Origin of the sequence: Bradyrhizobium sp. NAS80.1, assembly GCF_001908205.1 — a bacterium.
In the GTDB taxonomy this organism is placed as follows: Bacteria; Pseudomonadota; Alphaproteobacteria; order Rhizobiales; family Xanthobacteraceae; genus Bradyrhizobium.
In genome coordinates this window covers 22,517-44,262 of the sequence record NZ_LGHL01000030.1, presented here as the reverse complement: position 1 = coordinate 44,262, position 21,746 = coordinate 22,517, and the positions used below count along the sequence as shown (strand labels likewise).

General features: G+C 62.8%; 22 protein-coding genes. 15 read left to right on the top strand and 7 right to left on the bottom strand.

Annotation, left to right across the window (positions count from 1 at the left end):
- Window positions 1-23: 23 nt before the first annotated feature.
- Genes AC629_RS50115 through ccoG form a run of 4 tightly spaced genes read left to right on the top strand, consistent with a single transcriptional unit; the run spans window position 24 to window position 3,041 of the window.
- Window positions 24-770, top strand: coding sequence for a hypothetical protein (locus AC629_RS50115; RefSeq protein ID WP_349531096.1), 747 nt, complete (start codon window positions 24-26; stop codon window positions 768-770).
- A 12-nt stretch (window positions 771-782) separates the two neighbouring features.
- Window positions 783-1,295 carry a DUF2249 domain-containing protein gene (locus AC629_RS07875; RefSeq protein WP_084804149.1) on the top strand — a complete coding sequence of 171 codons (513 nt, stop codon included), beginning with the start codon at window positions 783-785 and terminating at the stop codon, window positions 1,293-1,295.
- Window positions 1,292-1,606, top strand: coding sequence for a metal-sulfur cluster assembly factor (locus tag AC629_RS07870; protein ID WP_084804148.1), 315 nt, complete (start codon window positions 1,292-1,294; stop codon window positions 1,604-1,606). The genes AC629_RS07875 and AC629_RS07870 overlap by 4 nt, the downstream gene beginning before the upstream one ends.
- A gap of 7 nt (window positions 1,607-1,613) precedes the next feature.
- Entirely contained in the window at window positions 1,614-3,041 is a 1,428-nt protein-coding gene (ccoG, locus tag AC629_RS07865; protein ID WP_084804147.1) for a cytochrome c oxidase accessory protein CcoG, read from the top strand.
- A gap of 92 nt (window positions 3,042-3,133) precedes the next feature.
- Here ccoG and AC629_RS07860 read toward each other — a convergent pair whose 3' ends face one another.
- Window positions 3,134-3,937 carry a DeoR/GlpR family DNA-binding transcription regulator gene (locus tag AC629_RS07860; RefSeq protein ID WP_084804146.1) on the bottom strand — a complete coding sequence of 268 codons (804 nt, stop codon included), beginning with the start codon at window positions 3,935-3,937 and terminating at the stop codon, window positions 3,134-3,136.
- Between the two features lie 257 nt (window positions 3,938-4,194).
- Here AC629_RS07860 and AC629_RS07855 point away from each other — a divergent pair, with 257 nt between their 5' ends.
- From AC629_RS07855 to AC629_RS07835, 5 genes are all read left to right on the top strand, one after another.
- Entirely contained in the window at window positions 4,195-5,214 is a 1,020-nt protein-coding gene (locus AC629_RS07855) for an ABC transporter ATP-binding protein (RefSeq protein ID WP_084804145.1), read from the top strand.
- 65 nt (window positions 5,215-5,279) lie between these two features.
- Window positions 5,280-6,539 (top strand): ABC transporter substrate-binding protein, encoded by a 1,260-nt coding sequence (locus tag AC629_RS07850; RefSeq protein WP_084804144.1) that lies wholly within the window; start codon window positions 5,280-5,282, stop codon window positions 6,537-6,539.
- Between the two features lie 46 nt (window positions 6,540-6,585).
- Window positions 6,586-7,506, top strand: coding sequence for a carbohydrate ABC transporter permease (locus AC629_RS07845; protein ID WP_084804143.1), 921 nt, complete (start codon window positions 6,586-6,588; stop codon window positions 7,504-7,506).
- A complete protein-coding gene (locus AC629_RS07840) occupies window positions 7,503-8,312 on the top strand; it encodes a carbohydrate ABC transporter permease (protein ID WP_074117026.1) in 810 nt (269 codons plus the stop codon). Before AC629_RS07845 ends, AC629_RS07840 begins: the two co-directional genes overlap by 4 nt.
- On the top strand, window positions 8,312-9,175 hold the full coding sequence (locus AC629_RS07835; RefSeq protein ID WP_084804142.1) for an endonuclease/exonuclease/phosphatase family protein: 864 nt from the start codon (window positions 8,312-8,314) through the stop codon (window positions 9,173-9,175). The genes AC629_RS07840 and AC629_RS07835 overlap by 1 nt, the downstream gene beginning before the upstream one ends.
- Before the next feature lie 132 nt (window positions 9,176-9,307).
- On the opposite strand, the gene AC629_RS07830 is transcribed toward AC629_RS07835, so the two are convergent.
- The 4 genes from AC629_RS07830 to AC629_RS07815 all read right to left on the bottom strand — a co-directional run bounded on the left by AC629_RS07830 (window position 9,308) and on the right by AC629_RS07815 (window position 12,096).
- Window positions 9,308-9,778, bottom strand: coding sequence for a DUF302 domain-containing protein (locus AC629_RS07830; protein ID WP_084804163.1), 471 nt, complete (start codon window positions 9,776-9,778; stop codon window positions 9,308-9,310).
- Window positions 9,779-9,788: 10 nt separating this feature from the next.
- Window positions 9,789-10,337, bottom strand: a complete 549-nt coding sequence (locus AC629_RS07825) for a c-type cytochrome (RefSeq protein ID WP_084804141.1) — start codon at window positions 10,335-10,337, stop codon at window positions 9,789-9,791.
- Complete coding sequence (soxC, locus tag AC629_RS07820) at window positions 10,324-11,595, bottom strand: sulfite dehydrogenase (RefSeq protein ID WP_084804140.1); 1,272 nt, start codon at window positions 11,593-11,595, stop codon at window positions 10,324-10,326. The genes AC629_RS07825 and soxC overlap by 14 nt, the downstream gene beginning before the upstream one ends.
- A gap of 162 nt (window positions 11,596-11,757) precedes the next feature.
- The gene (locus AC629_RS07815; RefSeq protein WP_208866953.1) at window positions 11,758-12,096 is read right to left on the bottom strand and encodes a carboxymuconolactone decarboxylase family protein; all 339 of its coding nucleotides are present in this window, start codon (window positions 12,094-12,096) and stop codon (window positions 11,758-11,760) included.
- Window positions 12,097-12,200: 104 nt separating this feature from the next.
- Here AC629_RS07815 and AC629_RS07810 point away from each other — a divergent pair, with 104 nt between their 5' ends.
- Window positions 12,201-13,181 carry an AraC family transcriptional regulator gene (locus AC629_RS07810; RefSeq protein WP_210419006.1) on the top strand — a complete coding sequence of 327 codons (981 nt, stop codon included), beginning with the start codon at window positions 12,201-12,203 and terminating at the stop codon, window positions 13,179-13,181.
- Here AC629_RS07810 and AC629_RS07805 read toward each other — a convergent pair.
- On the bottom strand, window positions 13,144-14,931 hold the full coding sequence (locus tag AC629_RS07805; protein WP_084804138.1) for a peptide ABC transporter substrate-binding protein: 1,788 nt from the start codon (window positions 14,929-14,931) through the stop codon (window positions 13,144-13,146). The two genes, AC629_RS07810 and AC629_RS07805, sit on opposite strands and share 38 nt — an antisense overlap.
- Before the next feature lie 374 nt (window positions 14,932-15,305).
- Between AC629_RS07805 and AC629_RS07800 the strand changes: the two genes are divergently transcribed.
- On the top strand, window positions 15,306-15,704 hold the full coding sequence (locus tag AC629_RS07800) for a hypothetical protein (protein ID WP_349531095.1): 399 nt from the start codon (window positions 15,306-15,308) through the stop codon (window positions 15,702-15,704).
- Window positions 15,705-15,864: 160 nt separating this feature from the next.
- On the opposite strand, the gene AC629_RS07795 is transcribed toward AC629_RS07800, so the two are convergent.
- Entirely contained in the window at window positions 15,865-16,410 is a 546-nt protein-coding gene (locus AC629_RS07795; protein WP_084804137.1) for a GNAT family N-acetyltransferase, read from the bottom strand.
- A 123-nt stretch (window positions 16,411-16,533) separates the two neighbouring features.
- On the opposite strand from AC629_RS07795, the gene AC629_RS07790 reads away from it, so the two are divergent.
- From AC629_RS07790 to fabI, 4 genes are read left to right on the top strand one after another with little or no spacing between them, the layout of a single operon-like run.
- A complete protein-coding gene (locus tag AC629_RS07790; protein ID WP_084804136.1) occupies window positions 16,534-18,741 on the top strand; it encodes a DUF3141 domain-containing protein in 2,208 nt (735 codons plus the stop codon).
- 28 nt (window positions 18,742-18,769) lie between these two features.
- Window positions 18,770-19,732, top strand: a complete 963-nt coding sequence (locus AC629_RS07785; RefSeq protein WP_084804135.1) for a phosphate acetyltransferase — start codon at window positions 18,770-18,772, stop codon at window positions 19,730-19,732.
- 5 nt (window positions 19,733-19,737) lie between these two features.
- A complete protein-coding gene (locus AC629_RS07780) occupies window positions 19,738-20,949 on the top strand; it encodes an acetate/propionate family kinase (protein WP_084804134.1) in 1,212 nt (403 codons plus the stop codon).
- Window positions 20,946-21,737 carry an enoyl-ACP reductase FabI gene (gene fabI, locus AC629_RS07775; RefSeq protein ID WP_084804133.1) on the top strand — a complete coding sequence of 264 codons (792 nt, stop codon included), beginning with the start codon at window positions 20,946-20,948 and terminating at the stop codon, window positions 21,735-21,737. The genes AC629_RS07780 and fabI overlap by 4 nt, the downstream gene beginning before the upstream one ends.
- The last annotated feature ends 9 nt before the right edge of the window (window positions 21,738-21,746 follow it).

The following is a 21,746-nucleotide window of genomic DNA, read 5'->3' as shown; positions in this document are numbered from 1 at the left end:
AGGGCTTGGGGGGGTGGCTGACCTTGACTGCGATGGGCGTCAGCTACCGGCTTCTGTCGATGTTCATGCTGTCGCCCGATGTGGACGACCGCCAGAGCCGTGTAACGCTCGCGGCCGGTGCTCTGGCTGTCGCCGTAACGGCGGCTGGCGGCGCATTGGCGATCGGGCTCGCGTCCGGAATGGGCGTCGTGTTGTTGATGGCTGGAGTCCTCGGGCTTGTGTCCGCCGCTCTGTACGGCCGTGACATCGCCGGTATCTTCCGACACCGCAAGCGGCGTCAGCTCGAGCTCAACATGCGCATCGCGACGCTGTCGTTCGCGAGCCTTGCGGGCGTGGCCGTGCTGGGCATCGTGCTGATCTCGGCGGATGCGCTCGCGGCGCACGTCGGCGCATTCACCTTCCTCGCGGTGTTCGGATGGTTATCGGGGCTGGTGCTCGCGAAGCTTTACAAGATCGTCGCGTTCCTGACCTGGCTGGAAACCTACGGCCCCGTCATGGGGCGGGCACCGACGCCGCGAGTCCAGGATCTCGTCGCCGAGGGCAGGGCGACGAAGTGGTTCGTTATCTACTATGTGGCCGTCTGGGCAGGAACGCTCACGCTCCTGGTCGGTGAGCCAAGCGCTTTCCGTGTCGCGGTGGTCGCGATGACTCTGGGCGTCGTCGGCATCGTCCGCGAAATCGTCCGGATCCGGCGGCTCGCCGATGTCGCGAGCCCGCTGCGGCTGCCCGGAGGAGCAGTCGCCCCCCATCTGCTGTTTGCCAGAAACTGAGAGAGGAGAACCATGACCGCATACATCGATGTCGACGTCCGCCCGATCCTGCGAGCCGGGGGCGAACCGTTCTCAGTCATCATGGCCGCGCTCGAACGGTTGGAGCCGGGGCAGGGACTTCGTCTCTACGCGACGTTCAAGCCGATCCCGCTGTTCGCCGTGATGGCCGATAAGGGATTTGCGCATTCTGCACAGCCGCTCGAAGGGGACGAGTGGGAGGTCCTGTTCACGCCGGCCGAGCCGCCCAAAAAGGAGCCGGGCGTGTCTCCCTCTACCGACTGGGGCTTCGCGCCATGGCCGGAGCCTCTTGTCAAGCTCGACAATCGCGACCTCGAGCCGCCCGAACCCATGGTTAAGATCCTCGCAGCAGCCGACAAGCTCGGGCCCGGCGAGACGCTGTCGGCCCTGCTGCGACGGGAGCCTGTCTTTCTGTTTCCGCAGCTTGAAAAGCGCGGTTTTCGTTGGCTCGGCGGCTTTTTGCCCGACGGCACCACCTACGAACTGACGGTGAGGGCGCCGATATGACAGAAGAACTCGTCGCGCGGGCCCGCGACGCGCTGCGCGTCGTGATCGATCCAGAGCTTGGCCAAAACATCGTCGATCTCGGCTTCGTCTATGACATCACAGCCGAAGGCGGCGAGGTTCACATTACGATGACGGCCACCACGCCGGGATGCCCAGCGACGGGCTTCCTGAAGGAGGGGGCGCAAGCCGCCGTCGCGGCGGTCCCCGGCGTCGTTTCCGTCGACGTGACGATGACTTTCGAGCCGCCCTGGTCACCATCCCTGATCGATCCTGCCATCCGGGCCTCGCTCGGCTTTGCCGCGGTCAACTGAGCGGGCCATGGCAGTCACCATCGAGATCGATCACGCCCGAACGCGCGCCAGGGCTGCTGCAGCCACCGGTCAGCCTGTCGTGCCGCAAGCGGTCAAGGGTCCGATCCGCCGGTTGAAGTGGGCTATCCTCCTGCTGACGCTGTCGATCTATTACGTGACGCCGTTCCTTCGCTGGGATCGGGGTGCCAATGCGCCTGACCAGGCGGTTCTGCTCGATTTCGCAAACGGACGACTTTACGCATTCTTCATCGAGCTATGGCCGCAGGATCTCTATCTCGTCACGGGCCTGTTGGTGCTCGCCTCGACCATACTCATCCTGACCAATGCTCTTGCCGGGCGATTGTGGTGCGGCTTCGCCTGCCCTCAGACGGTGTGGACCGATCTGTTCCTGCTCGTCGAGCGGCTGATAGAGGGGGACCGGCGACAGCGTCTGAAGAACATCGGCGCGCCTCTGACGGCGAAGCGGGTGATCGAGATCGCCGCAAAGCATGCCGCCTGGTTGCTGATTTCGGTGGCGACCGGCGGTACCCTCATCTTCTATTTCACGGATGCGCCTGACCTCTTGCGCGGCTTCGCGTCCGGCGAAATCTCCGCCACAGCGCTCACTTGGATACTGGTCTTTACGGGGACGACCTATGGTCTCGCTGGCTTTGCGCGAGAGCAGGTCTGCACTTTCATGTGCCCTTGGCCGCGTCTTCAGGGCGCAATATGGGATCCCGAAGCCTACACCGTGAACTACCGCGACTACCGCGGTGAGCAGCGAACTTCCGCCAAGAAAGCCGCCGAGCTGCGGCTGCAAGGAAAGCCGGCCGGCGATTGCGTCGACTGCGGCCAATGCGTAGCAGTTTGTCCCATTGGCATCGACATACGTGAAGGGCCAAACTTTGCCTGCATCAACTGCGGACTTTGCGTCGATGCGTGCGACGGTGTGATGGCAAAGCTCGGGCGCCCTCGCGGTCTGATCGACTACGAAAGCTGGAAGAACATCGAACGTGGCCGCCGGGCCGAACCCGCGGTCAATAGATTGGTGCGCCCGAAGACCCTCGGCCTGACGGCGGCATGCGTCGCGCTCGCCGGCGTGATCACCGTCGCTTTCGGGGCGAGGACGACGGCCTCGCTCTCCGTCCAGCATGACCGGGATCCCGTCGCCGTCCGGCTTTCCGATGGATCGGTCCGCAACGCATACACGGTCAAGCTGCTCAATAAGTCGGCGAGTCCGCATCGGTACAGGCTTTCGGTGGGCGGCGTGGCCGCAAAAATCGCAATCGTCGGCAACGATGCGCTTGCACCGATCGAAGTGGCGCCGGATGCGTCCGAGTCGCTGCGCGTCACGCTCACTGCGCCGGAGCATGTCCAGGGCGATGTCGTCTTCACGGCACGTGAGGAGAGTGGCGCGGCCGTTCTGACGGCCAGGGACAAGTTTGTCGTACGCTAGAGCAGGCGGACGCTGAAGTCGATGTGCGACCTGCTGCCAAGGTTCGGCAGGAGATCGGCTGAGGAAGCGCTGGCTCGGCCTGGATCGTTCGCCTAGCTCTGGCCGGGCCGCTCGAAATCTGCGCGAGCCTCGCCGTTTGCGTGAATACGATCGCCGTACTTCGCTGCGATCGTCGCAAAGGCGGCCGGCAGCGGACCGTCGGTGAAGAGGTGGTGGCAATCGTCGAGATGGCCACCTCGCACGGTCGCGTTGCGGCCGAACTTGGTCGTGTCGGCGACGAGCACGGCCGTGCGCGAGTTGGCGACGATGGACTGGCGCGCCTGAACCTCGCCGACGTGAAAATCCAGCAGCGTGCCGTCCTGGTCGACGCCGCCGACGCCAAAAATGCCAAAGTCGGCCCGAAAGTCCGCGAAGAAGCGCGCAGCTGCCTCGCCAACGATGTCCCGATCGAGCGGGCGGAGCGTGCCACCTGCGATCGTGATCTCGACATCGGGATTTTGTGCGAACGCAGCCGCCACGTTCAGATTGTTGGTGATTACGCGTAGATCCTGGCGGCGGGATAGCGCCTGCGCGACATATTCAGGCGTCGTGCCGAGTCCGATCATTAGTGAGGCGCCGTCGGGAATGAACTTGGCGGTCGCATGCGCAATGCGCTGCTTGGCGTTGGCGTTCAATCCCTGCCTGCTTCCATAGGCGAGATTCTGGTTCTGGACGGGCAGGCTGACGCCGCCGTGGATTCGCCGGAGCAATCCCTGGTCGCAGAGCGCATTCACGAGGCGGCGAATGGTCTGCTGCGTGACGTCGAAGCGCGTTGCGAGGTGCTCGATCGAGGCGAAGCCTTCCTCGCGGACAATCTCCAGAATGTGGGCCTGACGTTCGGTGGGGGTGCTGAGCATGGGCTCTCCGTGCCAACCAAAGTATCATTCGAACATGCGAGGCGCAAATTTCTATTTCATATGCTGTCATACTATGTTCATATGAACACAATAATCGCTACGCCGATGAATGTTGCGTGGTTAAAGGGAGGGACACGGATGGATCAGTCTGCGTGTCGTGACCGACCTTGCGCTGCTCCACGCGAGCAGCACTCAACGGGTTTGCGCGGCGACATCTTTAACTTGCGCAGATCATCGCAACCGAGAGCGAACCGGCCATGTCGGCGATTACGCTGAGTCACGTCTCCAAATGCTGGGGGGCGATGCGCGCTGTCGATAACGTTAGTCTGACGGCGGACGAGGGCTCGCTGCTGGTGCTGCTCGGGCCCTCCGGATGCGGAAAGTCCACCACGCTGCGCCTGATCGCGGGTCTCGAGGAGGCCGACGCCGGCACGATCACTATTGGCGGCGTCGACGTCACGCATCTCACCCCGGCGCAACGGAAGATCTCCATGGTCTTCCAGTCCTACGCACTGTTTCCGCATCTGAGCGTGGCAGAGAACATCGTCTTCGGTCTGCGCGTGCGGCGCGTGTCGCGCGCCGAGCGGGACGAGCGGCTCCGGCGCGTGGCCGATATCGTCGGCCTCAGCCATCTGCTCGAGCGCAAGCCGTCGCAATTGTCCGGCGGTCAGCGCCAGCGCGTCGCGCTGGGGCGGGCGATCATCGCGGAAGCGCGGGTCTGCCTCATGGACGAGCCGCTCTCGAATCTGGACGCCAAGCTGCGCCACGAGATGCGAACGGAAATCCGCGCGCTGCAGCAACGCCTCGGCATGACCATGGTCTACGTGACCCACGACCAGACGGAAGCCATGACGATGGCCGACCGCGTCGTGCTGATGCGTGACGGCCGCATCGAGCAGAACGGCTCTCCGGAAGAACTCTACAACCGCCCCGCAACGGCGTTCACGGCGCGGTTCATCGGCACGCCGCCGATGAATCTCGTGCGCCAGAACGATCGGCTCATCGGCATCCGGCCGGAGCACATTCGCCTCGTCCCGGGTGGCGATCACGTCGTGCGTGTCAAAGCCGTCGAGCATCTCGGCGCCGACAGCATCGTGCTGTGCGAGATCGATGATCAGCCGATCTCGGTGCGGCTCGACGGCTTTAGCAAGGTTCAGCCGGGCGAAGATATCAGGATCGCCTGGGATGCGGATCACGAACACAGGTTCGATTCCACCACGGAAGCCCGGTTGGAAAACATCGTCAACGAGAGTCGCCTGGCAGCCTCCGACCGATGAGAGCGGCGGTGTCAGAACGGTCAGAAGGAATAACGAAGGAGACCAAGATGTTTGCTCGACGTACAATGCTGATGGCAGCCGCGTTCGCCGCATTGTCCATGGGCGCTGCCCGTCCGGCCGCAGCAGTGGATCTGACGATGTACTATCCCGTCGCCGTCGGCGGTCCCGTCACGAAGATCGTCGACGATATGGTCTCGCGGTTCGAGAAGGACAATCCGGACATCAAGGTGACGGCTGTCTATGCCGGCAACTACACGGACACGATGACCAAGGCGATGACGGCGATGAAGGGCGGCCAGCCGCCGCAACTGTCGGTGCTGCTGTCCACCGACGTGTTCACGCTGATGGACGAAAACGCCATCGTGCCGATTGACGGCCTTGTCAGCGACAGATCATGGTTCAAGGAATTCTATCCGGCCTTCATGGCTAACGGTCAGATCGACGGCAAGACCTGGAGCATCCCGTTCCAGCGCTCGACCATCGTGCTGTACTGGAACAAGGACGCCTTCAAGGAGGCCGGTCTTGATCCCGAGAAGGCGCCGGCGTCCTGGGACGAAATGGTCGAGATGTCGAAGAAGCTGATCAAGAAGGACGGCTCCGGAAACACAACGCGCTGGGGCGTCGAGATTCCCACGACCGGCTACGGCTATTGGATGCTGCAGGCGCTGGCGATCGAGAACGGCCAGAAGATGATGAACGAGGCCGGCACCGAGGTCCATCTGACCGCGCCAAAGACGGTGGCCGCGCTCGACTATTGGGTCGACCTGTCCCGCAAGCACAATGTCATGCCTGCAGGTAGCATCGACTGGGCCACGCTGCGCACCGACTTCCTCGAAGGCAAGACGGCGATGATGTGGCACACCACCGGTAACCTCACGGCCGTCAAGGACGCCGCGAAATTCCCGTTCGGCGTGGCCATGCTTCCGGCCAAGGAGCAGCGCGGCTCGCCGACCGGCGGCGGCAGCTTCTACATCTTCAAGAGCGCATCCCCCGAGCAGCAGAAGGCGGCCGTCAAGTTCATCCAGTGGATGACGGCGCCGGAACGCGCGGCGGAGTGGAGCATGAAGACCGGTTACGTCGCGGTATCGCCGGCTGCTTACAAGACCAAGGCAATGGAGGAATACGCCAAGGGCTTCCCGCAGGCGACCGTCGCGCGCGATCAGCTCGAGCATGCCGTGCCTGAGCTCTCTGTCCACGAGAACGGACGTATCTACAAGTTCGTGAACGATGCGGTACAGGCCGCGGTAACCGGCTCGCAGAAACCGCAGGAGGCCTTGGCCTCCGCGCAAGCGCAATCCGACCGCGTGCTGCGCGCCTCCAAGTAAGGGAAACGGTGGGATGGCGGCTCTCCGCCATCCCACCACTCCAGGGATGTCCGATCTCGCCGCCTCATCGCCAATTCCCGAACGCCGCGCTGGATCGCAGGCGTGGTGGAACGCCGTGAATGCCTGGCTGCTGTTGCTGCCGGCCGCGGTCTTGCTGATCACGTTTACCCATTATCCGATCCTGGCGACGATCCGGCATTCGCTGTTCATCACACGCAGGAACGGCACCGAGGTCTTTGTCGGCCTCGACAGCTACCAGGCCATGGCAGCCGATCCGATCTTCTGGAAGGCGCTGGTCAACAATTTCTGGTTCGCGCTCGGCACCATTCCCGCGTCGATTGCCCTGGCCCTGGTCATGGCGATCTGGGTCAACCGCAACATGCGCGGTCGCAGCTTCCTGCGCCTGGCCTATTTCACCCCGACCGTGCTGCCGATGATCGCTGTCGCCAACATCTGGCTGTTCTTCTACACGCCGGATTACGGCCTACTCGATCAGTTGCGTGGACTTTTCGGTCTTGCCGGCTGGAACTGGCTTGGCGAGCCCTCGACGGTCATGGGTTGCCTGATCGTGATGGTGATCTGGAAAGAGGCCGGTTTCTTCATGATCTTCTACCTGGCGGCCCTTCAGCAGCTCTCTCCGGATCTCGACGAGGCCGCTTCCATCGAAGGGGCGAGCCGCTGGTACACATTCCGCCGGATCACGTTCCCGCTGCTGATGCCGACCACGCTGTTCGTGGCGATCAACGCGGTCATCAATTCGTTCAAGCTGGTGGATCACCTCGTCATCATGACCAAGGGCGGTCCGAACAACGCCAGCACGCTGCTGCTGTACTACATCTATGAGGTCGCCTTCACTTTCCAAGATTCGTCCTACGCGGCGACGCTGACGGTGGTGCTCCTGGTGCTGCTGAGTGCAGTTGCGCTGGTCAAGTTCGGTTATCTCGATCGCAGGATCCACTATCAATGAGGGGCCGGACACATCCCGTCGAGGCTGTCGCCGCGTGGCTCCTGGCTTTGATCTGGCTCGCGCCGCTGGCCTATGCCTTCTGGAGCGCGCTGCATCCGGCCGCCTATGCGACGTCGTTCAGCCTGTCCGCGCCATGGACCCTGGAGAACTTTGCACGCGCCTGGAAACAGGCCCCGTTCGCTCGCTACTATCTCAATACGATCATGCTGGTGACCCTGGTTCTGGTCGGACAGCTTATCCTTTCGACGCTGGCGGCCTATGCCTTTGCGCGCTTCAAGTTCAGGGGCAGCGGCATCGCTTTCGCGCTCGTACTGCTCCAGCTGATGATCATGCCCGACGTGCTGATCGTGGAGAATTATCGCGCCATCGCCAAGCTCGGGTTGCTGGACACTATCCCCGCCATCGCGCTGCCTTATCTCGCCAGCGCCTTCGGTATCTTCCTGCTGCGGCAGACTTTTAAGAGCGTCCCCCAGGAGCTGGTCGAGGCCGCCCGGGTCGAGGGGGCCGGGCCACTGGGAATTCTCTGGCGGGTCTATGTCCCGCTGGCGCGTCCGACCTACGTGGCGTTCGGTCTGGTCTCGGTCAGCTATCACTGGAACAACTTCCTGTGGCCGCTGATCGTGACGAACTCGGTCGAAGCGCGGCCGCTCACCGTGGGTCTCGCGGTGTTCGGCGCGCCGGAGACGGGCGTGGACTGGTCGGTCATCACAGCGGCAACCGTGATGACCATGGCGCCGCTGCTGGTCGCGTTCCTGCTGTTCCAGCGGCAGTTTGTCCAATCTTTCATGCGCGCGGGTATTCGTTGATGCGACTCCTCACCTGGAACATTCAGTGCGGCAAGGGCTGCGACGGCGTGACCGATCTCGCAAGGATCGTCGCGATCGCCAGGGAGACGTCCGATGCAGACGTCTTCTGTTTCCAGGAGGTGAGCTCGAATTTCTCCAGCCACGACGGTGGGGGCGATCAGAGCGCAGAACTCGCCGCGCTGCTGCCCGGCTATATGCCGATATTCCGGCCTGCGATCGAGACCGTCGATCAAGCAGGCCAGTTGCATCGTTTCGGCAACATGACCCTGTCGCGTCTGCCGGTCCTGCAGATCAACAACCACATTCTGCCGTGGCCCGGCGCGGGCAGCGTCCGCAGCATGCGACGCCATGCTTTGGAGGTGACGGTTCAGGCTGCTTTCGGCGCGGTGCGCATCGTCAATACGCATCTTGAGTATTACTCGGTTGCTCAACGAGAAGCGCAGATCGCGCGCCTGCTGGATTTGCAGGAGGACGCCTCAACCAGCCCCAAGGCGCCCACGAGGCAGCCCGACGAGCCCTACGAAAGCCAGACAGTCGCTGCCTCGAGCCTGATGTGTGGCGATTTCAACTTCGATGTTACGGATCCGCAGCACGCGTTGATTGACCGGTCCAGTCGTCCGGGACTCAACTATCGCGACGCCTGGACAGCCGTTCATGCCGACGGGCAGCGGTCACCAACCTGCGGTTTATATGATCACGTACAATGGACCGCGGGCCCCGATTGTCGCGACTTCATTTTCGCGACGGAGGATCTGACCGGTCGGGTCAGTCACATCGATGTCAACGGTAAGACTGATGCTTCCGATCATCAGCCGGTCTTCATCGAACTTGCGGATCATGACACGCCGATCCGGCGGACCTAAGCCGACGGCTGATCCGCGGCATGTCCGAGCGTTGCGCTAGTGCGGGCTCCTCGGAGTATCGTCCGAATCAGGTTCCGGTTCCTGGATCAGCATCGCCGGTTCGTCATAGTGCCTTGCGGCTCAAGCATCACGCTACGGTGCGGTAACCTTGGTCGCTATCGCATGCAAGGCTGCCGTCATTGCCTCGACGGCCGCCTTCGCCGGCTCGCCAACGCCGTGACGGCCTGCGAGGTAGGCTGGATCGTTGTAGGACAGCCAGGTCGCGCCTTGGTCGTCCTGCCAGACGAGCGCCCTCAGCGGTAGGTCGACGCCGATCGTCTGCGCTTGCTGCATCAACGGCGTGCCGCCCTTGGCGTTGCCGAAGATCAGGAGATCGGTCGGTCGCAGCGGCAGGCCGACAGCGGCGGCACCCGCAGCATGATCGACATGGGCAAACACAGTGAGGCCCTTGGCCTTCACCTCGGCTTCGAGCCGCTTCATCGTATCGTCCAGCCCGAAGCTGCTCTTGATGCTGATGAGTCCGTCTGCGGCCATTGCTTGCGTCTCCCATAAACATGTCGCTACAACGAGAGCGAAGATCCGGATCAGTGCCGAAAGCTTCATCATCACCCGCTCACTTCTTGCGGGCTAATCGGGCCGGGTCGAATTCAGCCTCCGGAACGAAGCCGTCGCGATTGGGCATCCTGATTTTCGGCAGGCTGGCCTTGTCGAGCTTGGCGTCCGCAGGAACGATGCCGTTGAGGCTCAGGATGTAGGCGGTGACGGCATAGGTGTCGTCGGTGCTGAGCGAGCCCGGCGTCGGATAAGGCATCGCGCGATGAATGTAGTCGAACAACGTGGTCGCGTAGGGCCAGAAGCTGCCGACAGTCTTGACCGGCATGCCGGAGGCGAGCGTGCCCTGTCCTCCAACGAGACGATCCTTGATGCCGCCTTGGCCGTTGTCGCCATGACAGGCTGCGCAATTGTCTGAAAACACCTGCTTGCCCTGTGCCACCGTGCCGGCGCCGTCAGGCAGACCCTTGCCGTCCGGCCCGACGTCGATGTCCCACAGCTTGATCTCGTCCGGCGTCGCCGGACGCCCGAAGTCGAAAGCCAGCGCCGGTGAGGCGAGCACGCCGAAGCCGAGCACGGCTGCGATAAGCTGTTTGTTATGCCAGCACATTGCGGACTCTCCCGGCCTCGTCGATGCTCCAGGTCTGCTGGGCGTTGTAGTGAAACAGCGCATTGGTTCCCATCGCGGCGATGAAGGACTGCCGGTCCGGCTGAACATTGCCTTTGTCGTCGGTTGAACGGCTTACGATCCTGGTCGGCTTGCCGTCCCAGACCCAATCCATCTGGAATCGGACCTGGGCCTTCGACAACACCGGTTGGCTCAATTGCGCCTGCGTCCAGGTCTTCGCGCCGTCGGTCGAGATCTCGACCTTGGCGATCTTGCCATGGCCGCTCCAGGCGAGACCGGAGATGCGGTTGTAACCCGGCTGGATCTGCATCATGCCCGAGGGCTGGGTGATGACGGAGTTGGTTTCCATGCGTAGCTGGAATTGCCTCGCCTTGCCGTCGGCAAGCAGCTGCGTGTAGCGCGCCGTCTCCCAGCGCGTCATCCAGGGCTGATTGCCGAACTTCAGGCGGCGCAGCCATTTGATGTTGAGGTTGCCTTCGAATCCCGGCATTACCAGCCGCATCGGGAAGCCATGCGCCGGCCGCAGCGGCTCGCCGTTCTGCCCGTAGGCGACGAAAGCCTCGTTCACGATCTCGTCGGTGAGGGGAATGCTGCGGTCGACGCCCGCGCCGTCTCCGCCCTCCGCAAGCATCCAGCTCGAGCTCTTGTCCTTGCTCACGAGGTCGATCAGGAACTTGAGCGGCACACCGGTCCATTCGTTGGTGCTGACCAGGCCATGCGTGTTCTGGACCGTCAGCTCGGGATCGGCCTTTTTCCAGTTCTCCCATCCGTTGCCGGTGCATTCGATGAAAACGACGCGCGAGATCGATGGCATCCGCTTCAGATCGTCGACGCTGAAGACCAGCGGTTTCTGAACCATGCCATGGATGAGAAGCCGGTGTTGCGCGGGATCGATATCGGGCACGCCGGAATGGCTACGCTCGTAATGCAGATCGGTCGGCGTGAGGTTTCCCACCAGCTTCTGATGCGGCGTCTTGGAATTGATGGTATCGCCAGGGTCGATGTTGCGCTTGCCTGGGCCGGCCTCTGGAATGCGATCGATCTTGGCGAATCTGGATCGTTCGCTGTGAGCGCTCAGAATGGCCCCAGGCCCGCGATCGGGGACGTCGGCAAGCGTTTCGGCACCGGCCGCCTCAGTCGCGACCGCGCCCAGGATGCCCGCCGACAGGCCTCCCACAAAACCCCGGCGCGAAACGTTTGCGGGTCGTGGCAATGGATCAATTGGCGCCTTGGACATCATACGGTCTCCCCTATCGGTAAGCGCGCTTTACTCATGAGTCACGTCGAAAGATCGCGGCCGCCTTTATGCCGTGGCAATTACCCGAGGCCGCTGAAATTGCTCGTTAGGTCTTGTTAGAAGCCGTGAGCACTCGCGGCCTCATTCGCCCGATCACTCGTTGGTTCAGGCTTCCCTGAACGCCTCGTGCGCCCGGGTCGAGTAGACCAGCGCGGCGCCGGCATTTACCGAGATTGCGACGCCAAGCGCCTCGGCAAGCTCGGCTTCGCTCGCTCCGTGCTTCTTCGCTTCAGCGGCATGGACGGTGATACAACCGTCGCAGCGCAGGCTAATTGCGACGGCGAGCGCGATCAGCTCGCGTGTCTTTGCATCGAGGTGACCAGTCTTCGCACCCGCGCCGCTCAGGGTCGCGTAACCCTTGACTGTATCCGGTGTCAGCTTCCCGATCTCGCCAACGCCGGCGACGACCTGGCGACGGTAGTTGTTCCAGTCGAGCATTGCCATGTTACCCTCCGCTCGTATCTCGAACTTTAATCTGGACGCGCTTGCCGCTCCGTGGAATTGCCAGGCGGCTCGAACTAATGTCCGGGCGGATCAAGGAGTGCCGAATGTCGGAAGCGGAAGCCGCCGAATTGTTGAAAGCGATGGTGCCGCTGTTCAGAATTCGTCCTGTGATCGACGATTCCTGCAGATTTGGTGGCAGCTGGGAGTCGTTACACGCGCCAAACGGCAGGGGATGGGCGCAATTCCATATGGTCACGCGCGGTTCTTGTGTAGTCGAGAGGCCGGGCCTGGGCCCGCAGCGGCTTGAAGCTGGTGACATCCTCCTCCTGCCGCACGGAGACAGTCATCTGGTACGAAGCCGGGTGGGCGGCGTTGCGGGGCGGATGTCGACTGAAGTCCGAAACGGTGTCCGCCAGCGCGCGACGGTCGACGCTCAAATTGATACCGAACTCCTCTGTGGCCGGTTCCTGTTCGAAACGTCGGATGAGAATCCCCTGATCGCAGTCCTTCCCGATGAAATCGTCCTTCGCACGGCGAACGAGCCGTTACTGGAGCGGTTTCGGCACCTGTTGATCGATATCCGTGAGGAACTGGACACAGGACGGGTCGGGTCGGAGATGGTCGTGGCCGATCTCGCGAGGGCCCTGTTCGTCATGATGCTTCGCGACCATCTTGCGGACAGGGCCTCCGGGAACGGCACGGTGTCGTTGTTGCAGGACCGGACAACGGCCCGCGTCGTGCTCGCGATCCTCAATGATCTTGCCCGGGACTGGACGCTCGACGAGATGGCGGCGATCGCCATTTCCTCGCGCGCGACGCTGGTGCGCGCCTTTCGAAAGCACGCAGGGATCGCGCCAATGACGTTCCTGTCCGATCTGAGACTGACGATCGCGCGCAAGCGGCTCGCCGGAACCTCCGATCCGATCGCGAAGATCGCGAGCGAGGTCGGGTATGCTTCCGAAGGCGCCCTGAGCAAGGCCATCATGCGCAGATACGGCATGCGGCCCGGCGCCCTGAGAGTGCCGCCGGGCCGTCAGGCGCCGGCCGTCAGCTGCGATACCAGCTCGCCAGATTCCAGGTCGTGACGTCCCATCCCGAGATGTCGGCCATGAGGTTATTGATGGCGCCGCCGACGATGTTGCGCGAGAGGATCGGCACGAACACATTGGCCTCGCAGAAGATCTCGTTGACCTTGATCAGCAGCGCGGCGCGCTTGACCGGATCGAGCTCCTTCTGCGCGGCCTTGTAGGCCTTGTCGGCCTCGGGATCGGACCAGCGCGAGACGTTTCGGCCGAGCCACTTGTTGTCCTTGTTGGCGATCTCCCAGGAGACGCACTGGTTCAGGAACCGCTCCGGATCGGGCTGCGGCTGCGTCGTATTGTACATCTCCATGTCGCAATAGAGCTTCGAGTAGGTGTCGGGGTTGCCGACATCCGACGAGAAGAACACCGATGCAGTGACCGACTTGAGCTCGATCTCGATGCCCGCGCGCTGGCAGGCCTGCTTGATGATCGCCTGCGTCTTCTGGCGCGGGGCGTTGATCGACGTCTGGAAGACGTATTTGAGCTTTTTGCCATCCTTCTCGCGGATGCCGTCCGCGCCCTTCGTCCAGCCGGCCTCGTCCAGGATCTTGTTCGCCTTGTCGACGTTGAATTCGTATCTCAGCTTGCTCGATTTGAACTGTGCGGGCTCGTTGACGAAGCTCGCCGTTGCGATGCCGCCGCGGCCGTAGATGAATTTCTTGATCGCCTCGCGATCGACCAGGAGGTTGATCGCCTGGCGAACGGCCGGATCGGACAGCGTCGGGTGCTTGGTCTTGACGCTGGAGCGCTCGCCGTCGACCTCGGTCCACGGGTCCGTCGTGTTGAGGATGATGAATTCGACGCCGCCGGAGGGCGTGAATTCCACCTTTCCTTTCCCGCTGGCCTCCATGCGCTTGAGGACTTCATCCTCCACCAGCAGGTTCCAGGCATAGTCGTATTCGCCGGTTTGCAGCACCGCGCGCGCCGCGGAGACCGCGTCGCCGCCGCCCTTGACCTCGAGCGTGTCGAAATGCGGCTGGTTCTTGACGTGATAGTCGGGGTTGCGTTCGGCTCTGATCAAGTCGCCCGGCTTGAACTCGACGAACTTGTACGGGCCGGTGCCGACCGGCTTCAGATTACCCGGCGCGTCGCGCGACTTTGCGCCGGCATAGTCGCCGAAATGATGCTTTGGCAGGATCTGGCCGACCGCGCCGACGAAAGGGTCGGCCCAGAACGGGGTCGGGGCCTGGAAGATCACCTTGACCGTGTGGTCGTTGATCTTCTCGACAGTGATGTCCTTGTAGGATCCCGTGGTGTACGCGGCCGTCGCGAGGTCCGCGGCGTATTGCCAGGTGAAGACGACGTCGTCGGCGGTGAAGGGCTTGCCATCGTGCCATGTCACGCCCTGTTTCAGCTTCCAGGTCACGCTCGTGCCGTCCGCCGAGAGGCCGCCGTTCGCCTTGGTCGGGACCTCTGCGGCGAGGCAGGGGATGAGGTTACCCTCCTTGTCCCAGCCGGCGAGCGGCTCGAAGAAGATGCGCGAGGCGACCTGATCCTTGGTGCCGATCGCGAAATGCGGATTGAGCAGCGTCGGGGCCTGCCAGACCAGGATCTTGAGCGGGCCGCCGCCGCCGGCCTTGGTCGGCTTGTATTGCAGCGTGGCGTCCGCCATCGCCACGTCGTTCCAGATCAGGATCTGGCTTGCGACCGGCGCTGCGATCCCGACCGCAGCCATTGTCTGGATGAACGAGCGTCGCGATAACGTGCCTTGCTTGACCTCCGCGATGAACCGGCGGATTTCGTCTCCGTTCATCTTATGACCTCCACCTCTCAAAGAAAAGTCGTCACCGGCCGTAACCCATCATGTTTCATCATGGACGAGGCGGCAATGCCGACGAGGCTGGAAAGCCATGCGACGAAATGGCAAATCGCGCGCACGGCAAAACCGTGTCGCGGAGGTGGGCAGCGTCTGCCCATGCCGCGTCGCCTGCAAACAGTCTCCGGCGTTCTGCTGGTACGGTTCCGGTTCTGCGCGCTCGTTTGATAGTCCCGCAGCCGCGCCTTGATCTAGGTCAAGCATGATCGTTCGGTGCCGCAGACTGTGATGGCTGGTGCCTGTCGCTGCTGGCGGTGCATCAATGCTGCAATCCGCGGGATCGACGGCACTCCAACTTCAGCAGGATGCCCATGGTTCGTTACGGTCCGATCGGCCTCGCCGCAGCCATTCTCGTCGCGGCCAGTCTTGTTCCCGATGATGCACTAGCGCGCGGCGGCCGCGGGGGCGGCTTCCACGGCGGCGGTATGCGCGCTGGCGGCTTCCATGGCGGCGGTATGCGCGGAGCGCACGTTCGGGGCGGTGGTGCTTATGCCGGGCGGGTTCACGGCGGTCGTGGCTATCGCGTTGCGGGCGGGCCGCGCCCCAGCCATCCGATAGCTGGCCGTCCAGGCCGTCCGGGGTATCCAGGTCGCCCCATCGCGGGACGACCGGGCTATCCGGGCTATGGCGGCGGTTACTACCGGCCCGGTTGGGGCTACGGCGCCGCTGCTGTTGCAGGGGCGGCTGCCGCTGGAGCGTACGGCTACTAACAACAGCTGCTATTACGACGCCCGCGGCAACTACGTCTGCCCGGGTCAATATCCATACGGCTACTAGGAAAGAGCGAGAGAAGACGGCGGCGTTGAGGGGACACCGCCGTCCTCCGAAATCGGCCGAGCGGCCCAAGGCCGGCCAATCGAGACGCTCGTCTCAGGCGCCGGAGGCGGTTCCAGCGGTTGACGCGAGCGGCAGCGTCAGGTGGACGACCTGCGGATCGACGCTGCGGCCGGTCTGGAAGCCGCATTTGCCGAGCACTTTACGCATGGCGGTGTTTTCCTGCAGCACATCAGCCGCGAGCTGCTTCAGCCCGGCCTCACGCGCAAGGCCCGCCAAATGCGACGTCAGCATCGTTCCGATCCCTTGTCCCTGATACGCGTCGATAACGACAAAGGCGACCTCGGCTTCGCCCGGTTCCGTGACGATATAACGACAGCCGCCGACGATGGTTGGCCCGCCTTCATCCTCGACGACTGCGACCAGCGCGACATGCTTGACGAAATCGACGTTGAGAAAGAAGGCCTTCTCATTCGCTGAGAAATTGCGCTTTGTGACGAAGAAGCGACGCCGCAACGACTCCGCGTTGGTGTGGTCGATGGCGGCGAGCATGCCGGCTTCGTCATCCGGCTTCAGTGCGCGGATGTGGACCGGTCGTCCATCCCTGAGCTGTTCCCTTGCCGAATATGTGGCTGGCGTCATCGTGCGCCTCGCTGGTTGCAAGATGAGATCGGCGATCGTCGCTCCGCATGCTTGACTTAGATCAATGGTCCGTTTGCGAAGCCGACCATCGTTCAGGACAGCAGGCTCAAGGACGACAATTCCATGACGGAAAAGCCAGCAAATCCAGGCGAAGCACTGCCTGGTATTTTTGCATCCGCATTTGAATATCTGCTCGATAGCGGTCAGCGCAGCGTCCTGTTCATGGACGTTCTGCGCCGCCGGGGCGAGCAATATCGTGAGCATCTCGCCGAAACCGTCCCGCACGTTCTCAACTACGAGGTCGAGCTGATTGCGGATGGACGCAGCTTGAAGCGGCCGGTGAACTATGGGCTGGTGCGCGTCAAGCCACCCGTCGGTGTCGAGATCGACGCCACGCGACGACCCTTTGTCGTCATCGATCCGAGGGCCGGTCATGGTCCGGGCATCGGTGGGTTCAAGGCCGACAGCGAGATCGGCGTTGCGATGAAGGCTGGCCACCCCTGCTATTTCATCGGCTTCACGCCGGAGCCGATGCCGGGACAGACCATCGAGGACATTGCCCGCGCCGAAGGCACCTTTATCGAGAAAGTGATCGCGCTGCATCCGGAGGCTGACGGCAAGCCCTGCGTGATCGGCAACTGCCAAGCCGGCTGGGCCGTGATGATCCTCGCATCGTTGCAACCCGAGCTGTTCGGACCGGTCATCATTGCCGGTGCGCCGCTGTCATATTGGGCCGGCGTCCGCGGCAAATTTCCGATGCGTTACTCTGGAGGCCTCCTGGGCGGAAGCTGGCTCACTGCGCTCACCAGCGATCTGGGCGGTGGCAAATTCGACGGAGCCTGGCTGGTCCAGAATTTCGAGAACATGAATCCGTCGAACACGCTCTGGACCAAGCAGTACAACGTCTATTCGAAGGTTGACACCGAGGCCGACCGCTATCTCGAGTTCGAGCGCTGGTGGGGCGGCCATGTCAATCTCAACGCCGAGGAGATCCAGTTCATCGTCGACGAGCTTTTCGTCGGCAACAACCTCGCGGCCGGGCGCATCAAGACCTCGGACGGCGAGGTCATCGACCTCCGCAAAATTCGCTCTCCGATCGTGGTGTTCTGCTCCAAGGGCGACAACATCACGCCGCCGCAGCAGGCGCTCGGCTGGATCCTCGATCTCTACAAGAGCACCGAGGAGATCAGGTACTACGGCCAGACCATCGTCTACACCGTGCACGAGACCGTTGGCCATCTAGGGATCTTCGTCTCCGGCGGCATCGCCAAGAAGGAACATGCCGAGTTCTCCAGCAACATAGACCTGATCGACGTGTTGCCGCCGGGACTCTACGAGGCGACCTTCTTGGCGAAATCCGAGGACACCGCCAATCCCGACCTGGCACACGGGAAATGGATCATGCGCTGCGAACAGCGCACCCTCGACGATCTGCGCGCGCTTGGGGGAAATTCGCCCGAGGACGAGCGACGTTTTGCGACTGCCAAGAAAGTGTCGGAGATCAATCTCGCCAACTACCGGACATTCGTCCAGCCCTGGGTGCGGGCGATGACGACGCCGCAGATGGCGAACTGGATGCGCAAGCTCCATCCGTTGCGCCTCAGCTACGAGATCTTCGGTGGCGAAGGGCCGCTGATGAAGGGCGTTGCCAACGAGGCAGAAGCGATCCGCGAGCACCGCAAGCCGGCCGCGACGGGCAATCCTTTCCTGAAAGCCCAGGAAGCGATGTCCGAGGGCATCGTCAACGCGCTCGACAAGTGGCGCGATACGCAGGAAGCGATGAGTGAATCGATGTTCCTGGCGCTCTACGGCTCGCCCGTATTGCAGGCGGCCGTCGGCATCGACCCGAATGCCGATCCGTCGCCGCACCCGGAGATGTCGGCGGAGCACCGCAAGGCTCTGGATGCGCGCATCACTGAGCTGAAGGCGAAGATTTCAAGCGGCGGCCTGCGTGAATGCGGGCTCCGGGCGCTGCTTTATGTCGGCATGGCGCGCGGCATGGTCGACGAACGGAGCCTCGAAGCACTGCGGCGGATGCGGAAGGACGATGCGGAATCGCACCTGACTGTCGCCGAGTTCAAGATGCTGGTCCGGGAGCAGTTCTTCATGCTGCTGCTGGACCAGGAGGCGGCCTTGGCGGCCATTCCGGCGATGCTGCCGCACGACATGGGCGCGCGCCGAGCGGTCTTTGCCGCCATCCGCGAGGTGCTGTCGGCGGCCGGTGAGATCTCCGGCGAAACCAGAGATCGCCTGATGCGTGTGGCCGATTTGTTCGGTCTTGGCAAGGATGCGCCAGAGAGCTCCTTTCGTCGTCAGGCAAAGGCGTCATGAGGTCTCTCACGGCCCAGGGAGTGGAGCGATGAGCGTGCAGCCATCTGACGTGGATCAAGCCCGTCCAAGCAAATATGATCGCTTGATCGCCATGGCCAAGACGATTCCGTCCGCAACGACGCTGGTGGTACACCCCTGCGACGAGAGTTCGCTTCGCGGCGTCGTCGAGGCGACGGGCGCCGGCCTCATCAAGCCAATACTGGTTGGGCCGACCGCGAAGATCAAGGACGCCGCGTCCAAGCACGGCATCGACATCAGTCGCTTTGAGATCGTCGATGCGCCGCACAGCGAGGCGGCCGCGGGCAAAGCCGTGGAGATGATCCACGAAGCCAAGGCCGAGCTCCTGATGAAGGGCAGCCTTCACACCGACGAATTGATGCGGAGCGTGACTGCGAAGACGGGGCTGCGTACCGAACGCCGCATCAGTCACGTCTTCATCATGGACGTCCCAGCCTATGGGGAGACGATCTTCGTCACCGACGCTGCGATCAATATTTTCCCGGACCTCGACTGCAAGCGCGACATCATCCAGAACGCGATCGACCTTTTCGTGCAGGCCGGCTTCGGCTCCCTGCCGCGCGTGGCGATCCTGTCGGCGGTCGAAACCGTGACGGCCAAGATCCCGTCGACGATCGAAGCGGCCGCGCTTTGCAAGATGGCGGATCGCGGACAGATCATCGGCGGACTGCTCGATGGTCCGCTCGCATTCGACAATGCGGTGGACGTGGACGCTGCCAGGATCAAGGGAATCAAATCGGAAGTCGCAGGCCGCGCTCAGATACTTGTCGTGCCGGACCTCGAGGCAGGCAACATGCTCGCCAAGAATCTGGCTTACTTCGCCAAGGCGGATGGCGCCGGCGTCGTGCTCGGCGCCCGGGTTCCCATCGTGTTGACCTCGCGTTCGGACCCGCTGCGCGCACGCATGGCATCGTGCGCCGTCGCAACGCTCTATGCCCACGCCCGCCGGCGCCGGGCGGCAGCCGTGGCGTAACCGCGATGGATACGATTCTGGTCGTCAACGCAGGTTCGTCGAGCGTGAAGTTCCAGATCTTCGCGTTCGATGGTGGCGGCCGGCCGGAGCGGCAGATCAAGGGACAGGTCGATGGCATTGGCAGCCGGCCGAGATTGCGCGCCGCGAACGTGAAGGGCGATAAACTTGTCGATCGCGACTTTCCGGCCGACAGCGTTCGGGATGTTCCGGCGGCACTGCACGTGGCCGGCGATTGGTTGAGGGAGGAACAGCGCATTACGCCGCTGGCCGTTGGCCATCGCGTGGTTCACGGAGGTCCGGATTACGATCGACCGGTGGTGCTCGACCATGGCGTCGTGGCCCGTCTTGAACGCTATGCCTCGCTTGCGCCCCTGCACCAGCCGCACAATCTGGCGCCGATCCGCTCGCTTATGACAAATCTACCCAACCTGCCGCAGGTCGCCTGTTTCGACACGGCCTTCCATCGCGCGCACGGCGCTCTGGCGGATCACTACGCGATTCCGCGACGGCTCCACGAAGAAGGCGTACGACGCTACGGATTTCACGGGCTGTCCTACGAGTACATCGCAAATGCCCTTCCGGGGACCGCGCCGGAGATTGCGAATGGCCGCGTCATCGTGGCTCATCTCGGAAACGGCGCCTCGATGTGTGCGATGAAGGCCGGCAAGAGCGTCGAAAGCACGATGGGCTTTACGGCGCTGGACGGGCTCGTCATGGGCACGCGTCCAGGTCAGCTTGATCCCGGCGTGGTGCTCTACCTGATGGCCGAAAGAGGCATGTCGGCCTCGAGCGCGCAGCACTTTCTCTACCGCGAGTGCGGCCTGAAAGGCTTGTCCGGCGTCAGCAACGACATGCGGGAGCTGGAGGCCAGCGCGGACCCGAATGCCGCATTTGCCATCGACTATTTCACGTACCGGATCGGACTCAATGCAGGGATGCTGACGGCCGCGCTACAGGGGCTCGACGCCTTCGTGTTTACGGCCGGCATCGGTGAAAATTCGTCCTCCATCCGCGCACGCATCGCCGAAAGGCTTGCCTGGCTCGGTATCGCTCTTGATCCGGTCGAGAACGGCAGGCACGCCAGCAGGATTTCGTCAGCCGGCAGCCGCGTTCCCGTTTATGTCGTGCCGACCGATGAAGAGCTTATGATCGCGCAGCACACCGTGGCGCTGATCTGGAAGCATCAACCTGGGCAGAAACGAGAGAGCGCGTCATGAGCATTCCGGAGTTTCCCGAGACCAAGGTCGCGCTCAAGGGGCGCAAGGGTCTGATCGTCGGCATCGCGAACGACCAGTCGATAGCCTGGGGGTGTGCAAAGGCGTTCCGCGCTCTCGGAGCGGATCTTGCGGTCACTTATCTGAACGACAAGGCGAAGAAGCACGTCCAGCCCCTGGCGGAGATGCTCGAGGCACCGCTCTTCATGCCGCTCGATGTGATGGTCGACGGACAAATGGAGCAGACGTTCGAGACGATCGCGAAGGAATGGGGCCGCCTCGACTTCCTGCTTCACTCCATCGCCTTTTCGCCGAAGGAGGCGCTGCACGGACGCGTGGTCGATGTCGACCGCGAGGGCTTCCAGAAGACGATGGACGTATCATGCTGGTCGTTCATGCGGATGGCGCATCTGGCCGAGCCGTTGATGAAGGACGGCGGGACCATGTTCACCATGTCCTATTATGGCAGTCAGCGCGTGGTGAAGAACTACAACATCATGGGCGTTGCCAAGGCTGCGCTCGAGGCCGCGGTGCGGTACATCGCAGCGGAGCTCGGACCGAAAGGCATTCGTGTTCACGCGATCTCGCCCGGACCGCTCGCGACACGCGCGGCATCGGGTATCCCGGAGTTCGACGAGCTCATGGACAAGGCGCAGGAACACGCACCGTCACGAAGGCTTGTCAGTATCGACGACGTCGGCAATGCCACCGCGTTCCTGGCTCTCGATGGAGCCAAGCTCATCACGGGCGAGGTGCTCTATATCGACGGTGGCTATCACATCATCGACTGAGATAGCGGA

Excerpts from the sequence above, each read along its gene's own strand:
- AC629_RS07875 (WP_084804149.1), top strand. The coding sequence starts at position 783 with ATGACCGCATACATCGATGTCGACGTCCGCCCGATCCTGCGAGCCGGG.
- AC629_RS07870 (WP_084804148.1), top strand. The coding sequence starts at position 1,292 with ATGACAGAAGAACTCGTCGCGCGGGCCCGCGACGCGCTGCGCGTCGTG.
- ccoG (WP_084804147.1), top strand. The coding sequence starts at position 1,614 with ATGGCAGTCACCATCGAGATCGATCACGCCCGAACGCGCGCCAGGGCT.
- AC629_RS07860 (WP_084804146.1), bottom strand. The coding sequence starts at position 3,937 with ATGCTCAGCACCCCCACCGAACGTCAGGCCCACATTCTGGAGATTGTC.
- AC629_RS07855 (WP_084804145.1), top strand. The coding sequence starts at position 4,195 with ATGTCGGCGATTACGCTGAGTCACGTCTCCAAATGCTGGGGGGCGATG.
- AC629_RS07850 (WP_084804144.1), top strand. The coding sequence starts at position 5,280 with ATGCTGATGGCAGCCGCGTTCGCCGCATTGTCCATGGGCGCTGCCCGT.
- AC629_RS07845 (WP_084804143.1), top strand. The coding sequence starts at position 6,586 with ATGTCCGATCTCGCCGCCTCATCGCCAATTCCCGAACGCCGCGCTGGA.
- AC629_RS07840 (WP_074117026.1), top strand. The coding sequence starts at position 7,503 with ATGAGGGGCCGGACACATCCCGTCGAGGCTGTCGCCGCGTGGCTCCTG.
- AC629_RS07835 (WP_084804142.1), top strand. The coding sequence starts at position 8,312 with ATGCGACTCCTCACCTGGAACATTCAGTGCGGCAAGGGCTGCGACGGC.
- AC629_RS07830 (WP_084804163.1), bottom strand. The coding sequence starts at position 9,778 with ATGAAGCTTTCGGCACTGATCCGGATCTTCGCTCTCGTTGTAGCGACA.
- AC629_RS07825 (WP_084804141.1), bottom strand. The coding sequence starts at position 10,337 with ATGTGCTGGCATAACAAACAGCTTATCGCAGCCGTGCTCGGCTTCGGC.
- soxC (WP_084804140.1), bottom strand. The coding sequence starts at position 11,595 with ATGATGTCCAAGGCGCCAATTGATCCATTGCCACGACCCGCAAACGTT.
- AC629_RS07815 (WP_208866953.1), bottom strand. The coding sequence starts at position 12,096 with ATGGCAATGCTCGACTGGAACAACTACCGTCGCCAGGTCGTCGCCGGC.
- AC629_RS07810 (WP_210419006.1), top strand. The coding sequence starts at position 12,201 with ATGTCGGAAGCGGAAGCCGCCGAATTGTTGAAAGCGATGGTGCCGCTG.
- AC629_RS07805 (WP_084804138.1), bottom strand. The coding sequence starts at position 14,931 with ATGAACGGAGACGAAATCCGCCGGTTCATCGCGGAGGTCAAGCAAGGC.
- AC629_RS07800 (WP_349531095.1), top strand. The coding sequence starts at position 15,306 with ATGGTTCGTTACGGTCCGATCGGCCTCGCCGCAGCCATTCTCGTCGCG.
- AC629_RS07795 (WP_084804137.1), bottom strand. The coding sequence starts at position 16,410 with ATGACGCCAGCCACATATTCGGCAAGGGAACAGCTCAGGGATGGACGA.
- AC629_RS07790 (WP_084804136.1), top strand. The coding sequence starts at position 16,534 with ATGACGGAAAAGCCAGCAAATCCAGGCGAAGCACTGCCTGGTATTTTT.
- AC629_RS07785 (WP_084804135.1), top strand. The coding sequence starts at position 18,770 with ATGAGCGTGCAGCCATCTGACGTGGATCAAGCCCGTCCAAGCAAATAT.
- AC629_RS07780 (WP_084804134.1), top strand. The coding sequence starts at position 19,738 with ATGGATACGATTCTGGTCGTCAACGCAGGTTCGTCGAGCGTGAAGTTC.
- fabI (WP_084804133.1), top strand. The coding sequence starts at position 20,946 with ATGAGCATTCCGGAGTTTCCCGAGACCAAGGTCGCGCTCAAGGGGCGC.